19 protein-coding genes are annotated in these 18,112 nt (G+C 73.7%); 12 read left to right on the top strand and 7 right to left on the bottom strand.

From position 1 onward, the window contains the following. Positions 1-5 precede the first annotated feature (5 nt). The gene (locus ACZ67Q_RS12555; protein WP_471180175.1) at positions 6-1,202 is read right to left on the bottom strand and encodes a cytochrome P450 family protein; all 1,197 of its coding nucleotides are present in this window, start codon (positions 1,200-1,202) and stop codon (positions 6-8) included. 204 nt (positions 1,203-1,406) lie between these two features. On the opposite strand from ACZ67Q_RS12555, the gene ACZ67Q_RS12550 reads away from it, so the two are divergent. The 3 genes from ACZ67Q_RS12550 (at position 1,407) to ACZ67Q_RS12540 (ending at position 3,146) form a co-directional block, all read left to right on the top strand. Beyond that, positions 1,407-2,420 (top strand): urea transporter, encoded by a 1,014-nt coding sequence (locus tag ACZ67Q_RS12550; protein ID WP_471180172.1) that lies wholly within the window; start codon positions 1,407-1,409, stop codon positions 2,418-2,420. 161 nt (positions 2,421-2,581) lie between these two features. Further along, complete coding sequence (locus tag ACZ67Q_RS12545) at positions 2,582-2,935, top strand: hypothetical protein (RefSeq protein ID WP_471180169.1); 354 nt, start codon at positions 2,582-2,584, stop codon at positions 2,933-2,935. Between the two features lie 37 nt (positions 2,936-2,972). Further along, on the top strand, positions 2,973-3,146 hold the full coding sequence (locus ACZ67Q_RS12540) for a hypothetical protein (protein WP_471180167.1): 174 nt from the start codon (positions 2,973-2,975) through the stop codon (positions 3,144-3,146). 33 nt (positions 3,147-3,179) lie between these two features. Here the strand turns inward: ACZ67Q_RS12540 and ACZ67Q_RS12535 are convergent, their stop codons facing one another. Both ACZ67Q_RS12535 and ACZ67Q_RS12530 read right to left on the bottom strand, forming a co-directional pair. Next, entirely contained in the window at positions 3,180-3,950 is a 771-nt protein-coding gene (locus tag ACZ67Q_RS12535) for a class I SAM-dependent methyltransferase (RefSeq protein ID WP_471180164.1), read from the bottom strand. Positions 3,951-4,002: 52 nt separating this feature from the next. Then, positions 4,003-5,232: a cytochrome P450 family protein gene (locus ACZ67Q_RS12530; protein WP_471180161.1), complete on the bottom strand. Its 1,230-nt coding sequence runs from the start codon at positions 5,230-5,232 to the stop codon at positions 4,003-4,005. Positions 5,233-5,434: 202 nt separating this feature from the next. Here ACZ67Q_RS12530 and ACZ67Q_RS12525 point away from each other — a divergent pair, with 202 nt between their 5' ends. Next, complete coding sequence (locus tag ACZ67Q_RS12525) at positions 5,435-6,643, top strand: cytochrome P450 (protein ID WP_471180158.1); 1,209 nt, start codon at positions 5,435-5,437, stop codon at positions 6,641-6,643. Positions 6,644-6,789: 146 nt separating this feature from the next. Here the strand turns inward: ACZ67Q_RS12525 and ACZ67Q_RS12520 are convergent, their stop codons facing one another. Next, positions 6,790-7,080: a heavy-metal-associated domain-containing protein gene (locus ACZ67Q_RS12520; protein WP_471180155.1), complete on the bottom strand. Its 291-nt coding sequence runs from the start codon at positions 7,078-7,080 to the stop codon at positions 6,790-6,792. Between the two features lie 229 nt (positions 7,081-7,309). On the opposite strand from ACZ67Q_RS12520, the gene ACZ67Q_RS12515 reads away from it, so the two are divergent. The 3 genes from ACZ67Q_RS12515 (at position 7,310) to ACZ67Q_RS12505 (ending at position 10,295) form a co-directional block, all read left to right on the top strand. After that, on the top strand, positions 7,310-7,762 hold the full coding sequence (locus ACZ67Q_RS12515; RefSeq protein ID WP_471180152.1) for a hypothetical protein: 453 nt from the start codon (positions 7,310-7,312) through the stop codon (positions 7,760-7,762). 119 nt (positions 7,763-7,881) lie between these two features. Next, positions 7,882-9,018, top strand: coding sequence for a PLP-dependent cysteine synthase family protein (locus tag ACZ67Q_RS12510; RefSeq protein ID WP_471180150.1), 1,137 nt, complete (start codon positions 7,882-7,884; stop codon positions 9,016-9,018). After that, positions 9,015-10,295 carry an MFS transporter gene (locus tag ACZ67Q_RS12505; protein ID WP_471180147.1) on the top strand — a complete coding sequence of 427 codons (1,281 nt, stop codon included), beginning with the start codon at positions 9,015-9,017 and terminating at the stop codon, positions 10,293-10,295. The genes ACZ67Q_RS12510 and ACZ67Q_RS12505 overlap by 4 nt, the downstream gene beginning before the upstream one ends. 81 nt (positions 10,296-10,376) lie before the next feature. Here ACZ67Q_RS12505 and ACZ67Q_RS12500 read toward each other — a convergent pair whose 3' ends face one another. Further along, positions 10,377-12,635, bottom strand: a complete 2,259-nt coding sequence (locus tag ACZ67Q_RS12500) for a heavy metal translocating P-type ATPase (protein WP_471180144.1) — start codon at positions 12,633-12,635, stop codon at positions 10,377-10,379. A 190-nt stretch (positions 12,636-12,825) separates the two neighbouring features. Here ACZ67Q_RS12500 and ACZ67Q_RS12495 point away from each other — a divergent pair, with 190 nt between their 5' ends. From ACZ67Q_RS12495 to ACZ67Q_RS12485, 3 genes are all read left to right on the top strand, one after another. After that, positions 12,826-13,833, top strand: a complete 1,008-nt coding sequence (locus tag ACZ67Q_RS12495) for a hypothetical protein (RefSeq protein ID WP_471180141.1) — start codon at positions 12,826-12,828, stop codon at positions 13,831-13,833. A gap of 91 nt (positions 13,834-13,924) precedes the next feature. Next, positions 13,925-14,239, top strand: coding sequence for a hypothetical protein (locus ACZ67Q_RS12490; RefSeq protein WP_471180139.1), 315 nt, complete (start codon positions 13,925-13,927; stop codon positions 14,237-14,239). 142 nt (positions 14,240-14,381) lie between these two features. Beyond that, positions 14,382-15,233, top strand: a complete 852-nt coding sequence (locus ACZ67Q_RS12485; protein WP_471181060.1) for an oxygenase MpaB family protein — start codon at positions 14,382-14,384, stop codon at positions 15,231-15,233. A gap of 442 nt (positions 15,234-15,675) precedes the next feature. On the opposite strand, the gene ACZ67Q_RS12480 is transcribed toward ACZ67Q_RS12485, so the two are convergent. Beyond that, positions 15,676-16,353, bottom strand: coding sequence for an adenosylcobinamide amidohydrolase (locus tag ACZ67Q_RS12480; protein WP_471180137.1), 678 nt, complete (start codon positions 16,351-16,353; stop codon positions 15,676-15,678). Between the two features lie 178 nt (positions 16,354-16,531). On the opposite strand from ACZ67Q_RS12480, the gene ACZ67Q_RS12475 reads away from it, so the two are divergent. Next, positions 16,532-17,293, top strand: coding sequence for an SAM-dependent methyltransferase (locus tag ACZ67Q_RS12475; RefSeq protein WP_471180134.1), 762 nt, complete (start codon positions 16,532-16,534; stop codon positions 17,291-17,293). Between the two features lie 15 nt (positions 17,294-17,308). On the opposite strand, the gene ACZ67Q_RS12470 is transcribed toward ACZ67Q_RS12475, so the two are convergent. Continuing rightward, entirely contained in the window at positions 17,309-17,713 is a 405-nt protein-coding gene (locus ACZ67Q_RS12470; RefSeq protein WP_471180132.1) for a cupin domain-containing protein, read from the bottom strand. Positions 17,714-17,987: 274 nt separating this feature from the next. Between ACZ67Q_RS12470 and ACZ67Q_RS12465 the strand changes: the two genes are divergently transcribed. Beyond that, positions 17,988-18,112: DUF2637 domain-containing protein (locus tag ACZ67Q_RS12465; RefSeq protein ID WP_471181058.1), on the top strand; the 125-nt coding region annotated here is incomplete at its 3' end.

The following is an 18,112-nucleotide window of genomic DNA, read 5'->3' as shown; positions in this document are numbered from 1 at the left end:
CGCCGCTACCGCGTGAACCGTACGGGCAGGCTCTGCGGACCGCGAATCAGCATGCCCGAGCGCCAGGTGACGGCCGCGGGGTGGATGTCCAGGGCCAGGTCGGGACAGCGCTCCAGGAGCGCCCGGATCGCGATGCGGGCCTCGAGCCGGGCCAGCGGCGCCCCCAGGCAGTAGTGGATGCCGTGGCCGAACGCCACATGGCCACGGGCGTCCCGGGAGATGTCGAACCGGTCCGGGTCGGCGAACCGGCCGGGATCGCGGTTGGCGTCGGCCAGGGCGACCAGGACCAGCTCGCCGCCCCCCGGGACGACCGTGTCGCCGATGGTCACGGGGTCGACGGTGAAGCGGTACGTGGGCGTCTCCACCGGCCCGTCGTAGCGCAGCATCTCCTCCACGGCAGCGTCCATCAGCGTCAGGTCGGCCCGCAGGGCGGCGAGTTGCCCGGGGTGCGTCAGCAGCGCGAGGACGCCGTTGGAGATGAGGTTCACCGTGGTCTCGTGGCCCGCGACGAGCAACAGCCAGGCCATGCCGATCAGTTCGTCGTGGGACAGCCGGTCGCCGTCGTCGTCCGAGCTGTGGATCAGCGCGCTCAGCAGGTCGCTGCCCGAGCGCCCGCGCTTGCCCTCCACCAACTCGGCCAGATACCCGGCCATCGACACCGCGGCGGCCTTGCGGACCTCCGGGTCCACACCGCCGAGCGCCTCGTTCGACCAGGTGCGGAAGGACTCCCGGTCCAGGTCGGGCACGCCGAGGAGTTCGCAGATCACGGTGATGGGCAGCGGGAAGGACAGCGCCTCGACGAGGTCGGCGCGCCCGTCCTGGGCCGCGAGCATCCGGTCCAGCAGCACGTCGGTGGTCTTCTGGACGAGCGGGGCGAGTTCCTCCACACGGCGCGTGGTGAACTCACGGGCGACCAGCTTGCGCAGGCGTGTGTGGTCCGGCGGGTCGGCCCGGAGCATGTGCATGCCGGAGGAGACGGATCCGATGGGCAGGGAGGGGGAGGCCTTGCTCCAGTCCTTTGTGAGCCGGGGGTCCGCGAGCGTGGCACGCCCGGCCTCGTAGCCGACCACGAGCCAGGCCAGGGCGCCCCCTTCGGGCATCCGGACGTGATGCACGGGGCCCTGCTCCCGTAACCGGGCGTACACCGGATACGGGTCGCGGGTGAAGGACTCACCGAGCGCGGCGAGATCGACGATGCTCATGGACGGACCACCTCACAGGAGAAGTTCAGGCCCTCATCCTGGCCGAGCGCGCCCCGTGGGCCCAGTGGTCCGTCGGCCCATGTGGGCCGACGTGGGTCTGCGCAGGGTCGTCTGTCCAACTGAAGGGCGCTTCTGTATCGTATGGAGGAAATGTATTTCCGCATAACGGAAAGTAAGTCGGTCTTGTCGGGTGAGGGGCGGGGAGTGGAGCGGTCCGGCGGCGTGCGGTGGGGGTGGACGGGATACGGCTCGGGGGTCGGGGCGCAGGCGCTGCGCGGCGTGGCCCAAGTGATGTTCCTGCGCAACGCCTGGGCCGGCGCGGCCTTCTGTCTCGCACTGGTCGTGGCCGACTGGCGCTACGCCGCCTACGCCCTGGCCGGGGCGGCGTCGGGGGCCGCCGGTGCTCAGCTGTTCGGCGTGGCCCGCGAGCGAGTGGAGGCGGGACTGGAGGGCTTCAACGCCTGCCTGTTCGCCCTGTGCTGCGCGGCGTTCCTCGATGCCGGACGGCTGTCCACCCTGCTCCTCGCCATGGCGGGGTCGCTCGTCGTCACCGTCGCCACGGCGGCGGTGGTGCGGATGCTGCGCGTGTGGAGCCTGCCGCCGCTGACCGCTCCGTACTGCCTGCTGGCGAGCGCCGTGACCGTCGCCGCGCCCGCGTTCGGACGGGTCTGGCCCTACGGTGACAGCCTGGCCGCGCTGCCCCGAGCCGCCGTCGGCCCGCCGGACCTGCGTCCGGCCGAGCTGTGGCGGGGCTTCCTGCGCAACGTGGGACAGGTCTTCTTCCTGGACGAGTGGTACGCGGGTGGGCTGCTGCTCGCCGGGCTGTTCCTGGTGAGCCGCGTGGCCGGGCTCGTCGCCTGCGCCGGCAGTGCCACCGGCGTCCTCACCGCCTGGATCCTCGGCGTCCCGGCCGCACGTATCGCGGACGGGACGGCGGGCTGCAGCGCGGTGCTCGTCGCGCTCGCGCTGTGCGGGGTGTTCCTCGCGGCGACCCGGCGCACCCTGCTGTACGCGCTGCTCGGCGCGGCGACCGCCACCGCCGTGACCCCGGCCGTCGTCGCCCTGCTGGCCCCGTCCGGTGGCCACCCCTTCACCTGGCCGTTCGTGCTGACGACCCTCGCCTTCCTGGCGGCGGCGCGCTCCTTCCCGCGCCTGAGCGTCCCCGCCCGGCCCGCCGGCCCCGTGGCCGCTCCCGAGACCGGCCCGCGGCCCGGCTGAAATATGTCCGTCGGACGGTCCGGATACCGATATGGCGGGCCGTGCCCGAAGAGCCGGGACATATGCGGGATTGGCGGTGCGGTGTAACACCGTGGCGAATGCGGGGCGCAGAAGAAGGAGGAAATGGGCCACGCCCGCCGCCGCATCAGATCGGATTTCGTGTGAACAGCACCGACCCGCTTTCCGGATACCCCGTCCACGACCGGCCCCCGCCGCCCGGCCGCGCCGCACGCAATGAGGCCACCGCCCGGCGGGCGGCCCTGGCCATCTGCACCATCGCCGACGTCGCTGCCGCTGTGCTGGTCCTGTGGATCCTTCTTCACCTGCTCGACGCGAACGAGAAAAACGCCTTCGTCGATTTCGTGCACGCGGCCGCCGACTGGCTGTCCGGATGGGCACAGGACGTTTTCACGATGGACACAGAGAGCCTGCGCTTCGTCCTCAATTATGGTCTCCCCGCCATCATTTATTTGCTGATCGGCCACGGGATCGCCGCCCGGCTCAACCGGGCATGAGGAAATCTGGATCGCACGACAGCGGAAAGGACCGGCAATGATGTACAGCATCAAAGAAAGCGAACATCCCCCGATCTACGAGGATCTGCTGCGCGAGCGCGGCGACGTCGTCGCGGAGGCGCAGAAGGCAGCAGAGCACACCCAGCACCGGGCGGCGGAGCTGCTGGGCGGACCGTACGCCGCCCAGCAGCACACCGGTCACCGGGCCTGAGGGCCCCGCGGGGCGGGCCGGCCCCGGACGCGGTCAGGCGCCCCGTGTGAAGACCATGACGAAGTCGGCCATCCGCCGCACGCGGGGCGTGTCCGGGTCCGGCAGCGCGAGCAGCTGCTCCCGGGCCTCGGCGACGGCGGCGAAGTCGGCCTCCCCCTCCAGCTGCCAGGCGCCGGTGAAGAGGCCGCCGGCCAGCGACTTCGCCATCGCACGGGGCGAGACCTCGAAGGTGGCGGGCCGCTCGCTCGCCGTGCCCGTGTAGACGAACCCCTGGGCCCGCGCCACCGGCACGAGGTGGTCCGGACCGTCCTGGCGCCGTCCCTCCGGGTCGAGCCGGTCCTCCAGCGCGCCCACGATCCGGCCGATGTCGTCGGTGGGGCGCCGGCCGCGGGCCGGGACGACCAGATAGCGGCCACCGGGCCGCAGCACGCGGGCCACCTCACGGAAGACGGACGTCCGGTCGGGTCCGGTGTGCAGCAGCCAGGTGGACACGGCCTGTGTCACCGAGGCCGTCCGCACGGGGAGCCGGCAGGCGTCGCCCACCGCGACCCGGTCACCGAGCCGCTGCCGGGCCAGCGCGAGCATGCCGGGGGAGAGATCGACGCCGACCACGGTGTGCCCGCGCGCCGTCAGCTGCTCGGCCACGATGCCGGTGCCCACGCCCACGTCGAGGACCGGCTGTGCCGGATCGAGGAGCGGGGCGAGTTGGTCGGCGAAGCCGGCGGCCCGGTCGGTACCGCCGCGCGAGGCGTCGTACACCGGGGCGATGTGGTCGAACTCCGCCGCGGGGGAGGCCGATGCCATGAGGAGTCCCTTCGTCAGGTGGCCCACGCGTGCTGCCGGGCCCGTCGGGTGCCTATGCGCGCTGCGGGGCGAACGTGACCGGCAGTGTCGCCATCCCGCGCAGGATGCCCTCACGGCGCGACAGCGTCTCGTCCGGCGTGGCGAGCGTCAGGTCCGGGAAGCGGCGCAGCAGGGTGCCGATGGCGATCCTGGCCTCCAAGCGAGCGAGCGGCGCCCCGAGGCAGAAGTGCGCGCCGTGCCCGAAGGCGAGCTGCTGCGGCATCTCACGGCGGGCGACGTCGAGGATGTCCGGCCGGTCGAAACGGGCCGGGTCCCGGTTGGCCGCTGCCAGCCCGACGATGATCATCTCGCCGGCCGGGATCGTCACCCCGGCGATCTCGAAGTCCTCGACGGTGAAGCGCGCGACACCACGGCTGACCGGGCCCTCGTAGCGCAGGAGTTCCTCGATCGCGCCGGGGAGCAGCTCCGGGTCCGCGCGCAGGGCGGCGAGCTGGTCCGGGTGACGCAGCAGCGCGTGCACGCCGTTGGCGATGAGGCTCGCGACGGTCTCGTGTCCCGCGAGCGTCAACAAGATGGTCATCGCGGTCAGTTCACGGTCGCTGATCCGCTCCTCGGCCTGCGCCGCGCACAGCGCGCTGAGCAGGTCGTCGCGCGGCTCGGCCTTGCGCCGCTCGATCAGCGGCTGGAAGAACTCCACGAGCGCGGCGCGGGCCCGGGCGCCCTTCGCAAGCCGCTCCGGGGTGTTGGGAGGCATGATGAGCCCCACGGCCAGTTTGGCGAAATCCGGCTGTCCCTCGGCCGGGATGCCGATGAGGTCGCTGAGCACGGCCATGGGCAGCGGCAGCGCGAACTCCTCGACCAGGTCCGCCGATCCACGCGCCGCGAAAGCGTCCAGGAAGGCGTCGGTGTGCTCCTGCACGCGCGGCGCGAGCGCCTCCACCCGGCGCGCGGTGAAGGCCTTGGAGACCAGGTTGCGCAGCCGCACATGCGTGTCGCCGTCGGCGATCACCATGCTGGACATCAGGATGTTGGTGCGCTCCTGCTCGGCCATCTCCTCCTCGAGGCCCCGCACGGCCACCGGACTGCTGCTCAGCCGCGGGTCGGTGAGTGCGGACACGGCCTCGTCGTACCCCGTGACCATCCAGACCTCAAGGGTCGGATTCAGCCGTACCCGCTGTACCGCCCCGTGCTCGCGGATCCGTTCGAACAGCGGGTAGGGATCGGGCTGTTGAGCGACATTGACCGGCACGTCGTGGACGATCGTCGGGCTCTGCTCGGGCATCCGCTGCTCCCCGTGATGTTTGTGGAAGATCCGAGGCAGGTAGTCATACCAGCCGACCGGGTCGCGTGGTAGCGTCACCGGCGTTCGGATCGAAAGAAGTAGCCGTCAATCCCCGTTGCCCACCGGCGATTTGGGGGACGGAAGCGGTTTCGCCAGAAGCATTTGCGGCCCCACCAGGGCCTGTGTGCGGGGGGAGACGTTCGTGGAACAGGGCGCCGTGCAGGCGATCGCCGGGGATCCGCTGCTGGATCTGGCCCGGCCCGAAGTGCTCCGCGACCCGTATCCCGCCTACGCCCGGCTGCGGGAGAGTGCGCCCGTCTTCTGGCACGAACTGCTCGGTTCCTGGGTGCTGACCCGGCATGCCGACTGCCTCGCCGTCCTCACCGACAGCGCCCGCTTCGCCTCCGACTGGCGGCGGGCCGGCGAGGAGATCCCCGCCCCGCTGCTCAGCGTGCAGACGCTCGACCCGCCGGAGCACACCGCCATCCGGCACCTGCTCCTCGACGGCTTCCGGGCCCAGGACCGCCAGGCCCTGCACGAGCGGCTGGAGAGCGAGGTGCACACCCTGTTCGACGACCTCGCGTCCCGGCCCTCCTTCGACTTCGTCGGGGAACTCGCCGAGCCGCTGGCGCTGCGCTTCATCACCGCCTTCCTCGGCGTCCCGGCCCCCGACCTCGACCGGTTCGTGCCGATGTCGCGCACCGTCGTCGACGGCATGGACGCCGGTCTGTGGCCCGAGAAGAACGAGCCGGCTGTGGCGGCCCGCGCCGAACTCGCCGCCTACGCCGGTGGCTGGCTCACCGATCCGCCCAAGGAAGGGCTGATCGCCCACGTCGCGGAGCACGCCGGGTCCTCCGGCGTCGAGGAAACGATCCTGCGCAACAGTCTGCGCGCCGTGCTGCACGCCGGCTACGAATCCGCTTCGAGGCTCCTCGGCAACGCCGCGGCCGCGCTGCTCACCACCCCCGGCGCCCTGGACGCCTTCCACGCGGCGCCGCTCGCCGCCGCGGTCGACGAACTCATCCGCTACGACGCGCCGGTCCAGGCGGACGCCCGCGTCTGTGTCGCGGACACCGACCTCGGCGGCGTCACCATCCGGGCGGGCGACCCGGTCACGCTGTTGCTGGGAGCGGCCAACCATGATCCGCTCCGCTTCGCCCACCCCACCGAGCTGCGACTCGACCGCACCCCGAACCCGCACCTCGGGTTCGGGCGCGGGGCCCACGCCTGCCTGGGCGCGTCGATGGCCATCCGGCTCGCCGGGTCGGTCCTCGCCACCCTGGCCGGGCAGTACCCCGAGGCGCGGGCGGTCGCGGAACCGAGCCACCGGCGCAACCTGACCCTGCGCGGTCTCGACCGCTTCGAGGTCACGCTGCGCCCACGAGCAGCGGGGGAGGAGGTACGGACATGAAGTACTGGCACTGAAACTGAAGCGGAGCGGTGCCCGCCGGCGTCACGGCGGGCACCCGGCTCCCGGCCGCCCGCCGCGCACACCGCGCCGCGGGCGGCCCCTTTTTCCGCACGGGGGTGTCCGCACGGGTGTGGGTCCGGTCGGCCTCAGAGCCTGCCGATGAGCTCGTACCCGGCCTCGTCCACGGCGGCGCGGACCGCCGCGTCGTCCAGCGCGGCGGCCGAGGTGACGGTGACCTCCCCGGTCGCGGCGACCGCTGAGACCGCGGTGACGCCGTCCAGAGCCGAGATCTCCTGCGAGACCGCGCCCTCACAGTGCCCGCACGTCATGCCGGAGACCTTGTAGACGGCGGTGACCCCGCCCGGGGTCCGCACATCGGTCGCGGCACCGGTCCCGCAAGAGCCGCAGCAGGAGCCGGAGTTCGTCTGATCACTCACGTCGAGTCCCCTCGGATGGATGGGTGCGTGGGTCGGCCTCCGGCGCATCACCGCCGGGAATCGTCCCTCTCTGTCGCTCCAGCATACCCCCTAGGGGTATACGCCGCATACCCTCCCCGGCCGCTCCCGCCTGTGCGGCGCGCCGCGGCATGGGCGGGTCGGTTGCCGTCTTTCACTCGTACGGGGACGAACCCTGGCGAACCGCGATCAAGCTCCTACGATCGGTCGCATGCCGCAGGAAACCGCCGGCCGCACGCCCGTGCGCGCGCCGGCGCTCGCCCTCCTCGTGGGTCTGGTGCTGACGCTCCTGACCCATGTGGTGCTGTGCGCCCTGCACTCCCACGGGGACGAGGAACACGCGCGGGTCATGGCGCCCATCGCGGCGACTGCCCCCGTGCAGGCGGCCGGGGTGTGGGTCCGGGAGGCCGTGGACTGCGGCGGCGGCCATGACGCGGGCGCTCCTGGGCATCCCGGGCACGGTGTGCTGTGCTGCGACCCGGCCGACCGGGCCGGCGACGTCCGCGTACCCGGCGCGGCGTCGCTGCTGACCCTCCTGTTCACCGCGCTGACGGTCCGGGGCCCGAGCGCACCGTCGGCACCTCCGTCGGGCGCGGGGACAACCGGTGTACCGGCCGGACGTGGGCCCGACGTCCTGCGCCTGCTCTGCGTGAGCCGTACCTGACCGTGACCGCCCGCCCGGCCCCGGAACCCGGGGACGCGAGCGGGCCGGCGGCCCATCCCCTGTGTACGGCACACCGAGCGCGGCCCCGCTGTGAGCGAGGTTGCGGAAGGACCCCTTACATGAGCACTGTTCTGCGCGGTACCACCCCACCCGTCACCGACCCCGCCCGCGAAAAACACGGTCACGTCCCGCCCGGTTTCGCCGGAGCGGCGCGCCGGACACCGGCCGGGCTGGTCGGCCACACCCCCGTGCTGTGGATCGGCGAGCCCTTCAACCCGCCGGGGCGCGGCTTCTGGGCGAAACTGGAGGGCGCCAACCCCGGCGGGATCAAGGACCGGGCGGCGCTGCACCTGGTGGCCGCGGCCCGCCGCCGCGGCGACCTCACGCCCGGCGCCCCGGTCGTCGAGTCGACCAGCGGCACCCTCGGCCTCGGCCTCGCACTCGCCGGGATCACCTACGGCCACCCGGTCACGCTCGTCACCGACCCCGGTCTGGAACCGCTGATGACGCACCAGTTGCGGGCACTCGGAGCCGAGGTGGACGTCGTCCGAGAACCGCACCCGGCGGGCGGCTGGCAGGAGGCGCGCCGACGACGGGTACGCGCACTCCTCGACCGCACACCGGGAGCCTGGTGCCCCGACCAGTACCACAACCCCGACACCGTCGCCGCCTACGCCCCGCTGGGCCTGGAACTTCTGGTCCAGCTGGGCCACATCGACACCCTGGTCGCCGCGGTCGGCACCGGCGGCCACTCGGCGGGTGTCGCCCGCGCCCTGCGCGCCTTCCTGCCCGGGCTGAGACTCGTCGGCGTCGACTCGGTGCGCTCGACGGTCTTCGGGCAGCCCGCCGGCCCCCGCCTCATGCGTGGCCTCGGCAGCAGCATCCACCCGGCCAACGTCGACCACGCCGCCTTCGACGAGGTGCACTGGGTCGCCCCGGGCGAGGCCGTGTGGGCCTGCCGCGCGCTCGCCCGCGGCCATTACGCCAGCGGCGGCTGGAGCGTGGGCGCCGTCGCCCTGGTGGCGAACTGGCTCGCCCGCACGGCACCCCCGGACACCCGGATCGTGGCGGTCTTCCCCGACGGTGTCCACCGGTACTGGAACACCGTCTACAGCGACGACTACTGCCGGGGGCACGGCCTCCTCGACCGTCTTCCGGCACCGGATCCGGACGAGATCGCCCACCCCGGCGAGCGCGTGGTCGACCGCTGGACACGCTGCACCCGCGTCGCCGCACCGCAAGAGGCCACCCGATGAGGACCCTGGCCGCGCAGCTGCGGTCGTTCAACCCCTGTGTGCGGCTGCTGATGGTGCAGCAGTTCACCATCAACACCGCCTTCTACATGCTGATGCCGTACCTCGCCGTCCATCTGGCGCGGGACCTGGGCCTGGCCGCCTGGGCGGTGGGCCTGGTGCTCGGGGTGCGCAACTTCGCCCAGCAGGGCATGTTCCTGCTCGGCGGCACCCTCGCCGACCGGCTCGGCCACAAGCCGGTGATCATGGCCGGGTGCGTGCTGCGCACCCTCGGTTTCGGCCTGCTCGGAGTGGTCGCCTCCCTGCCGGCGCTCGTCGTGGCCTCGGCGGCGACCGGTTTCGCGGGTGCCCTGTTCAACCCGGCGGTACGCGCGTATCTCGCCCAGGAGGCTGGCGAGCGACGGGTGGAGGCCTTCGCGGCGTTCAACGTCTTCTACCAGGCCGGAATGTTCGCCGGTCCGCTCGTCGGACTGGCCCTGCTCACGGCCGACTTCCGGCTGGTGTGCGCGGTCGCGGCCGTACTCTTCGCCGCTTTGACGGCGGTTCAGGCACAGATGCTGCCCGGTCGCCGGGGCGCGGAGCCGGCCGTGTCCGCCGGGGTGCTCGCGGACTGGCGCACGGTGCTCGCCAACCGTGCCTTCCTGCTCTTCTCCGCGGCCATGATCGGCTCGTACGTGCTGACCTTCCAGGTGTATCTCGCTCTGCCGCTCGAGGCGCGCCGGGTGGCCGGGGACCGGGGCGACGCCGTGACGACCGCCCTGTTCGCGGTGTCGGCCGCGGTGGCGGTGGCCGGTCAGCTCAAGGTCACCGCGTGGGCCCGTGCGCGGTGGTCGGCGCAACGCGCCCTCGTAGGGGGGATCGCGCTGATGGGCGTGGCCTTCCTGCCGCTGCTGGCCCGGACGGGCACGGTGAGCGCGGAGAGTGATCCGTTGCGCTGGGCCGGTGCGTTGCTGCCGCTGGTCGTCTCGGTCGCGCTGCTCGGGCTGGGCACCGCCATGGCGTACCCCTTCGAGATGGACACCGTCGTCTCCCTGGCCGGGGGCCGCCTGGTCGCCACCCATTACGGGCTCTACAACACCGTGTCGGGACTCGGCATCACGCTCGGCAACCTCGCCACGGGCGCCGTCTGGGACGCCGCCGCCCGCTCCGGCCACCCGGAGCTGACCTGGTGGGCGCTCACAGCGACGGGCGCGCTGTGTGCCGGATGTGTCGCGCTGCTCGCCCGCTCGGGCCGGCTGACGTCCCCCGCGCCCGCACGGCAGCCGGCGGCGGCCTCCTGACCCGCCGGTCCGACGGCACGCCTCGGGCCCGGGCGGCACTGCCGCCCGGGCCCCTGACCGAGGACGGTGACGAGGGGCTGCTCAGCGGTCTGCGGGCCTAAAACCGCGCAGGCGCAGGCTGTTGCCGACCACGAAGACCGACGAGAAGGCCATGGCCGCACCCGCGATCATCGGGTTGAGCAGGCCGGCGGCGGCCAGCGGCAGCGCGGCCACGTTGTAGGCGAAGGCCCAGAACAGGTTGGAGCGGATGGTGCCGAGGGTCCGGCGGGACAGCCGGATGGCGTCCGCCGCCACCCTGAGGTCGCCGCGCACCAGCGTGAGGTCGCCGGCCTCGATCGCCGCGTCGGTGCCCGTGCCCATGGCGAGCCCCAGGTCGGCCTGGGCGAGCGCTGCGGCGTCGTTGACCCCGTCGCCGACCATGGCCACCGAACGCCCCTCGCCCTGCAGCCGCTTGACGACGTCGACCTTGTCCTGCGGCAGCACCTCGGCGATCACGTGCTCGGGTGCGATGCCCACCTCGGCGGCGACGGCCTTCGCGACCGCCGAGTTGTCCCCGGTGAGCAGCATCGGGGTCAGTCCGAGGGAGCGCAGCCGCCGGATCGCCTCCGGACTGCTGTCCTTGACGGCGTCGGCGACCTCCAGGACCGCGCGGGCCTCTCCGTCCCAGGCCACCGCGACGGCCGTACGGCCCGCCGCCTCCGCCTCGGCCTTGGCGCGCCGCAGATCGTCCGGAAGGGACATCGCCCACTCGGCGAGGAGCTGCTCGCGGCCGACGAGGACGGCGTGCCCGTCGACCACACCCTGCACGCCGAGTCCGGGGATGTTGGCGAAGTCCTCCGGCGCGGGCAGGGTACCGACGCGGGCGGCGGCACCGGCCGCCACGGCCTGGGCGACGGGGTGTTCGGAGGAGTGCTCCAGGGCGCCGGCCAGGCGCAGGACGTCCGGCTCGTCGGTGCCCTCGGCGGCGTGCACGGCCAGGAGGGTCATCCGGCCGGTGGTGACGGTGCCGGTCTTGTCCAGCACGACGGTGTCGACCTTGCGGGTGCTCTCCAGCACCTCGGGGCCCTTGATCAGGATGCCGAGCTGCGCGCCGCGCCCGGTGCCGACCATCAACGCGGTCGGCGTGGCCAGGCCCAGGGCGCAGGGGCAGGCGATGATGAGGACGGCTACGGCGGCGGTGAAGGCGGCGCTCAGGTCCGCGCCGTTGCCGAGCCAGAAGCCGAGCGTGCCGAGCGCCAGGGCGATCACGACGGGCACGAAGACGGCGGAGATCTTGTCGGCGAGCCGCTGGGCGGCGGCCTTGCCGTTCTGCGCGTCCTCCACCAGCCTGGCCATGCGGGCGAGCTGGGTGTCGGCGCCGACCCGGGTGGCCTCGACGACGAGCCGTCCGCCCGCGTTCAGCGTGGCACCGGTGACCGCGTCCCCGGTTCCGACCTCCACGGGCACGGACTCGCCGGTGAGCATGGAGGCGTCCACCGCCGACGACCCCTCGACGACGACTCCGTCGGTGGCGATCTTCTCGCCGGGCCGGACGAGGAAGCGGTCGCCGGCCTTCAACTCGGCGATGGCGACGCGCTCTTCGCGGCCCCCGCGCACCACGGTGACCTCCTTGGCGCCCAGCTCCAGCAGCGCCTTGAGTGCCGCGCCGGCCTTCCGCTTGGACCGGGCCTCGAAGTAGCGGCCCGCCAGGATGAAGGCGGTGACACCGGCCGCCGCCTCCAGATAGATGTTCCCGGCGCCGTCGCTGCGGGCGATGGTGAACGCGAAGGGGTGCGTCATACCGGGGGTGCCGGCGGTGCCGAGGAACAGCGCCCACAGCGACCACAGGAACGCCGCCGCCGTGCCGACCGAGATCAGCGTGTCCATGGTCGCGGCGCCGTGCCGGGCGTTGGTCCAGGCCGCCTTGTGGAAGGGCCAGGCGGCGTACGTCACCACGGGTGCCGCCAGGGTCAGCGACAGCCACTGCCAGGAGGTGAACTGCAGGGCCGGCACCATGGCCATGGCGATCACGGGCACGGCGAGGAGTACGGCGGTGGTCAACCGCTGCCGCAGTGGCCGCAGTTCGTCGGGCGCGTCCCGGGCGGTGCCGCCCTCCGGCTCGGTGCGCGCCGGCGCGGGCTCCTGGGCGGTGTACCCGGTGGCCTCCACCGTGGCGATCAGATCGGCGACGTCGATGTCCTCCCGGAAGGTGACCTTGGCCTTCTCGGTGGCGTAGTTGACGCTGGCCTCGACTCCGTCCATGCGGTTGAGCTTCTTCTCGATACGGGCGGCGCAGGAGGCGCAGGTCATGCCGCCGATGGCGAGCTCGACCTCGGCCGTGCCGGGCGTGGTGGTGGTCATGTCTGCTCCTCGCAGCCCGTGAGGCGGGCCCTGCTCCGATATACCCCAGGGGGGTATCTCTGACGATCCCAGGTATACCCCCCTCTCGTATTCGATGGCAACCTCTCCTGTGGCTTGACTTGATACCCCCCGGGGGTATCTTGAGTGGTGTCGGCCGCCGACCCGCGGCAGCCGGGGACAGGAGCTGGCCATGAACACCGGTGTGCGGATCACCGTCTTCGCCGCGGCCCTCGCCGCGACCTTCGGCACCGCCTACGGCGTGGGCACCGTGATCGATCCGGTGTCCCCGGCGGCGAAGACCGGCACCCACGGCGAGGGCCACAGCGCCGGACCCGGGGACACCGGCGACGGGCACGGGGACATGGAGGCCGGGCACGGGGACACGCGGGCCGGACACGGCGGCGGCCGAGCGGAGACACCGCCCGGCGGCCTGGAGATCTCCCGCGACGGCTACACGCTCGACCTGAAGACCCCGCGGGTGGCGGCCGGCCGCACAACCGACCTGCGGTTCGCCGTCGTCCAGGACGGCACCGGCCGCAAGGTCACCGCCTACCAGGCGCAGCACGACAAGGAGCTCCACCTGATCGTCGCCTCACGCGACCTCACCGTCTTCCGCCATCTGCACCCCGTGCGCGCCGCCGACGGCACCTGGTCCACACCGGTCGACCTGCCCCGGGCCGGCGGCTACCGGGTCTTCGCCGACTTCAAGCCGGCGGGCGGCGACGCCCTCACCCTCGGCGCCGACCTCGCCGTCTCCGGCCCGTACCGGCCGGCCGCACTGCCCGAGACGGGCACCACCGCCCGGGTGGACGGCTACGAGGTGCGCCTCGACGGCACGCTCACGCCCGGCCGGGACAGCGGCCTCACGCTCACCGTGACCCGAGGCGGCAAGCCGGTCCGCGATCTCCAGCCCTACCTCGGCGCCTATGGCCACCTGGTCGCCCTGCGCTCCGGGGACCTCGCCTACCTCCACGTCCACCCCGAGGGCGAGCCCGGCGACGGCACGACACGCCCCGGCCCCCGGATCTCCTTCACGGCCATGGCGCCGAGCGCCGGCGCCTACCGCCTCTTCCTCGACTTCCGGCACGAGGGCAAGGTCCGCACGGCGGCCTTCACGGTCCGCGCGGGCGGCCCCGCGCCCGTGCCCGCTGCTTCCGCGCCCGTGGCGCCCGAGGAAGCGACCGGCCACGCCCACTGAGCCGCCGGACCGGCGGCCGGCCGCGACGCCGTTGTCAGTGGGGTGCTGCATGATGCGGCATAACTGATCAACGACGTGGAAAGGGCAGGGGATGATCCTGTCGCACCGCAGCCGGTCCCTCGCCCCCGTCGGCCCCGCCGCCGCCGACCTTCTGCGCATCATCTCCGACCCGGCGACGGCCGTCTTCCTCACCGTGCACACAGGCGGCCGCCGCCGGTACGGCTACTGGCGGCCGCTCGACGGGCGCGGCGGCACCGGCGGCGGATACGTGGCCCTGCCCACCGACGCCTGCGACACCCTGCACCGCGCCGGCCGGATCACCCTCGGCGAACCCCTCGTCGACCCGGCCAAGACGACGTACCGCGTCCGCCCGGCGGCCGCGAGAGCACGAGCGCGCGCGGCCTGACGGCACGGCAGGAGCGCTCCGGCGGCGCGACCCCTGCGCGGCGCACCCCGGTCGAGCGCACGCCGTCCGGCCCGGGGCTGGACCCGCCCGCGGGGCATGCCGGAGACTGAACGCACCGCGGGAGGTGACCGTGCTGACACAGATGCGCACGCAGCTGGGGCAGGCCCTGTTCCGCCGGGTGGCAGGACCGGACGGGCCGAGCACCCGCGCCCGCATCCACCACACCCCCGGCCCGCGCTGGTTCGCCCCCGACCGTCCCATCCGTACCGTGCACGGCGACGCGTCCATGTTCATCGGCGGGCTCGGCGCCCTGCTGCTGCAGTCCCTGCACCCGCTCGCCATGGCGGCCGTGGCCGCGCACTCCGGCTTCCGCGGCGACCCCTGGGGCCGCCTCCAGCGCACCAGCACCTTCCTGGCCGTCACCACCTACGGCACCGCCGCCGACGCCCAGCGGGCCGTCGAGCAGGTCCGCGCCATCCACGACAGGATCCGCGGCACCACATCCGACGGGACGCCGTACCACGCCGCCGATCCGCATCTGCTCGGCTGGGTGCACGCCGCCGAGACCGACAGCTTCCTCCGCGCCCACCAGCGCTTCGGCGCGCATCCGCTGGACGCCGCCGGGTACGACGCCTACGTCGCCGACACCGCACGCGTCGCCGAGGCGCTCGGCGTGCCCGACCCGCCCCGCGACCGGGCCGAGCTGACCGCCGTACTGGAGGCTTACCGGCCGGAACTGCGGGCCACCGCCGAAGCGCGGGCCGCGGCACGCTTCCTGCTGCTGCAACCGCCCCTGCCGCTCGCCGTCCGGCCGCTGTACGCCCCGCTCGCCGCCAACGCCGTGGCCCTGCTGCCGCCCTGGGGGCGCAGCCTGCTGTGGCTGCCCCGGCTGCCCCTCGTCGAGGAGCTCACGGTGCGCCCGGCCGGCGAGGCCGTGACCCGCACCATCCGCTGGGCCATGCACCCCGTCCGCTCGCAGGGCGGACCGGCATAACCGTCCCCGGTACCCGGCATCGGCACATTCGCCCATGGCGTCCGGACCGCGGGCCGGGGCGAGGGCGGCGGGGAGTCCGTCCCACCGGGCGGGCCCTGCACGGCTGGTGCGGCCTCGGCCCCATCACCCGGGCCGCGTTCCTCACCAAAGCGCTGCGTCCCCGCTGCACGATCGGTCCGAGCACCTCGGGTACGCCGTCCCCCGCGAGCAGGACGAACTGCGGCGGGAGGCGCGCGGCGAGGTGCAACGAGCCCTCACCGTCCTGACCGACAGCAGCCGGCCGCGCGAACCGGCCCACGAGGGGCGGGGAGAAGCGGCCGGTGACGGCCGCGAGCGGGAGCCGGGGTGAGGGCCAACTGCCCGACGCGTCGACGTCGCCGGGTGGCGGCGACAGCCACGCGGCAGGGGGAGTGGGGAGGGCGACGGCCGGGGCGCGTGTCCGTCACGGCCCCGCCGCGTCGAGTACGGCGGCGTGGACGGCGCGGGCCAGGCGGGCGCCCCAGAGGGAGCGCGGGCCGGCGAAGGGGTGGGCGTCCTCGCCGGCGCGCGGCGTCCGCGCGGCGACACACACCGCGTCGGTGGGCGTGCCCGAGCAGTCGTACCCGGCGTCCAGCAGCGCCTGCACCTTCGCCTCCGTCGCCGTGGCCACCGCGTTGACCAGCGCGGCGTCGGTCAGCGCGACCGGCAGCGCGACGACGATGTTGACCGTGCCCGCGGGCGCCGGCACGGTCGCGCCCTCGGCGGGGGAGGCCGCCCAGCCCCGCACCCCGAGCCCGGCGGTGACCACCGCCTCCACACCGCCGTCGCGGGCCTGACCGGAACGCGAGACGTCGGCGGCCGTCACCAGCCCCACACCGGGCCCCCGCAGCCCGGCGTCCGCGGCCAGTTCGGCGAGGTGGCGGTCGGGATCCGTGCGCCGGTAACCGTGCGACACCTGCGCGTTGAGCACCCAGCGCCGCTCTCCGAGGCCGCCGCCGAGGACGGCGCTGCTGATCATCCGCCAGCCCGGCCCGGCCCGCCACGCCAGCGCGTGGAGCCGCTCGCCCCCCTCCCGGCGGGCCCACGGCCGCACGGGCAGCAGGCCGGAAGCGGAACGGGACGGCGGGACGACGGCACTCACCGGACGGGACTCCTCGCGGGACGGGGGACGAGGTGATCGTACGGGGGAGCGTGGACCGGGCGCGGTGGGGCCGGTTCCGCCGAGCAGGCGGGCGTACCGCCCTGTGGGAAAACCGCATGCGTGCGGTCCTGTGGGAAAACCGCATGCGTGCGGTCGCCTGCCGTGGCACGCTCCGTCGGTGAATCGCGAACAGATCTCCCGACTCGCCCACGCGGACCACCCCATCGCGGCCCCGCTCGACGACGAAGCGGTACGGCGGCTGCTGGACCGTGCCGTCCCGCGTGCCGACGCCCGCGTCCTCGACCTCGGCTGCGGCGGCGCGGAGTGGCTGCTGCGCGCCCTCACCGCCCATCCACGGCTGCGTGCGGAGGGCGTCGACATATCCGAACGCGGGCTGGCACACGCCCGTGAACGCGCGAGCGACCTCGGCGTGGACGAGCGTCTCGTGCTCCACCGCCAGGACGCCGCGGACTTCACCGCGCCCGCCCCCTTCGACCTGGTGATCAGCGTCGGCGCCACCCACGCCTTCGGCGGCCTGCTCGCCACCCTGGCCGCCGCCCGCAAGCACCTGGCGCCCGGCGGACGCGTCCTGGTCGGCGACGGCTTCTGGGAGCGTGAGCCCGGCCCCGACGCCGTCGAGATGCTCGGCGACATGGACGACCTGCCGACCACCGTCGACCGGATCGTCGCCGACGGATGGACCCCGGTCCACGCCCACATCAGCACGCGGCACGAACTCGACGCCTACGAATGGTCCTGGACCGGCTCACTGGCCGCATGGGCCCTGGACCACGCCGGCGATCCGGGCAGCGTCCAGGCCCTGGAGGCGGCGACCACCCACCGGAGCGAGTGGCTGCACGGCTACCGCGACGCGTTCGGCTTCGTCACGCTGGTCCTGCGGCCGACACCCGAGTCCCTGACACCCCAGGCCCTGAGCTGACGGATCGTCAAACGCTCATGGTGCGGAGGGTCCGCGCCGCCCGATCCGCAGCCCCGGCCGGCGCTGATGCACCGTCAGGTAATGCAGCCCGCCGTCGCCCGCCGCCAGGCTGCGGCTGCTGCCCCGGGGCAGCCACACCAGGGCCCCCTCCCGGACCTGCTCGTCGGTGCCACCACCGCTGACGGTGCCCTCGCCCGCGACCACCAGGAGCAGCACGTCCAGGTCGGGTTCGACGTGGGTGTCCACGCTCCGGCCCGGCGGCAGATGGACCACGTTGGCGTCCAGTTGCCGCCCGGCCTCCGCGAGCTTCCACGACACGCCGGGCGCGGCGCCGGGCACGGCGAGAGCCCGTACGTCGCACAGCGTGCGCGGCACGGGCGGCTCACCTCGCCGGTCCGCGGCCTCCTCCGTACCACCCATCGGCGGTGCTCCTTCCCCGGCCTTTCCGGCCCGGTCCTCGGCCTGTCACACACGGTGCTGTCCGCCCCATCTTCCGCCACGCGACCCTGCGGCACGTGCCGGGGGCGGGCGCCGGGCCCCGCGCCGCTCGATCATGAGAGTGTGAGAAGCGATCACATCCGAGGTTCGAACGGGGGAATGCCACGTGCCGGCGGGGGAGCGACACGCCACGGGTGAGCGACACGGGTCTGCGGGGAGCGGCGGGACACCATGGCCGCCCGGTGGGACGCCGCGGGTGGTGCTCACCCGGGTCCACCGGATCCTGATCGGTGTGGTCGTGTCCGGCGCCCTGATCATCGCGGGGATCGGGTTCGCCGGTTCCTACGCCGCCGTGCGGGAACTGGCGATCAAGAAGGGCTT

The organism is Streptomyces sp. NPDC036813 (assembly GCF_055609245.1).
Note: the sequence above shows the minus strand (reverse complement) of the source record. Positions and strands in the feature narration are given on the sequence as shown.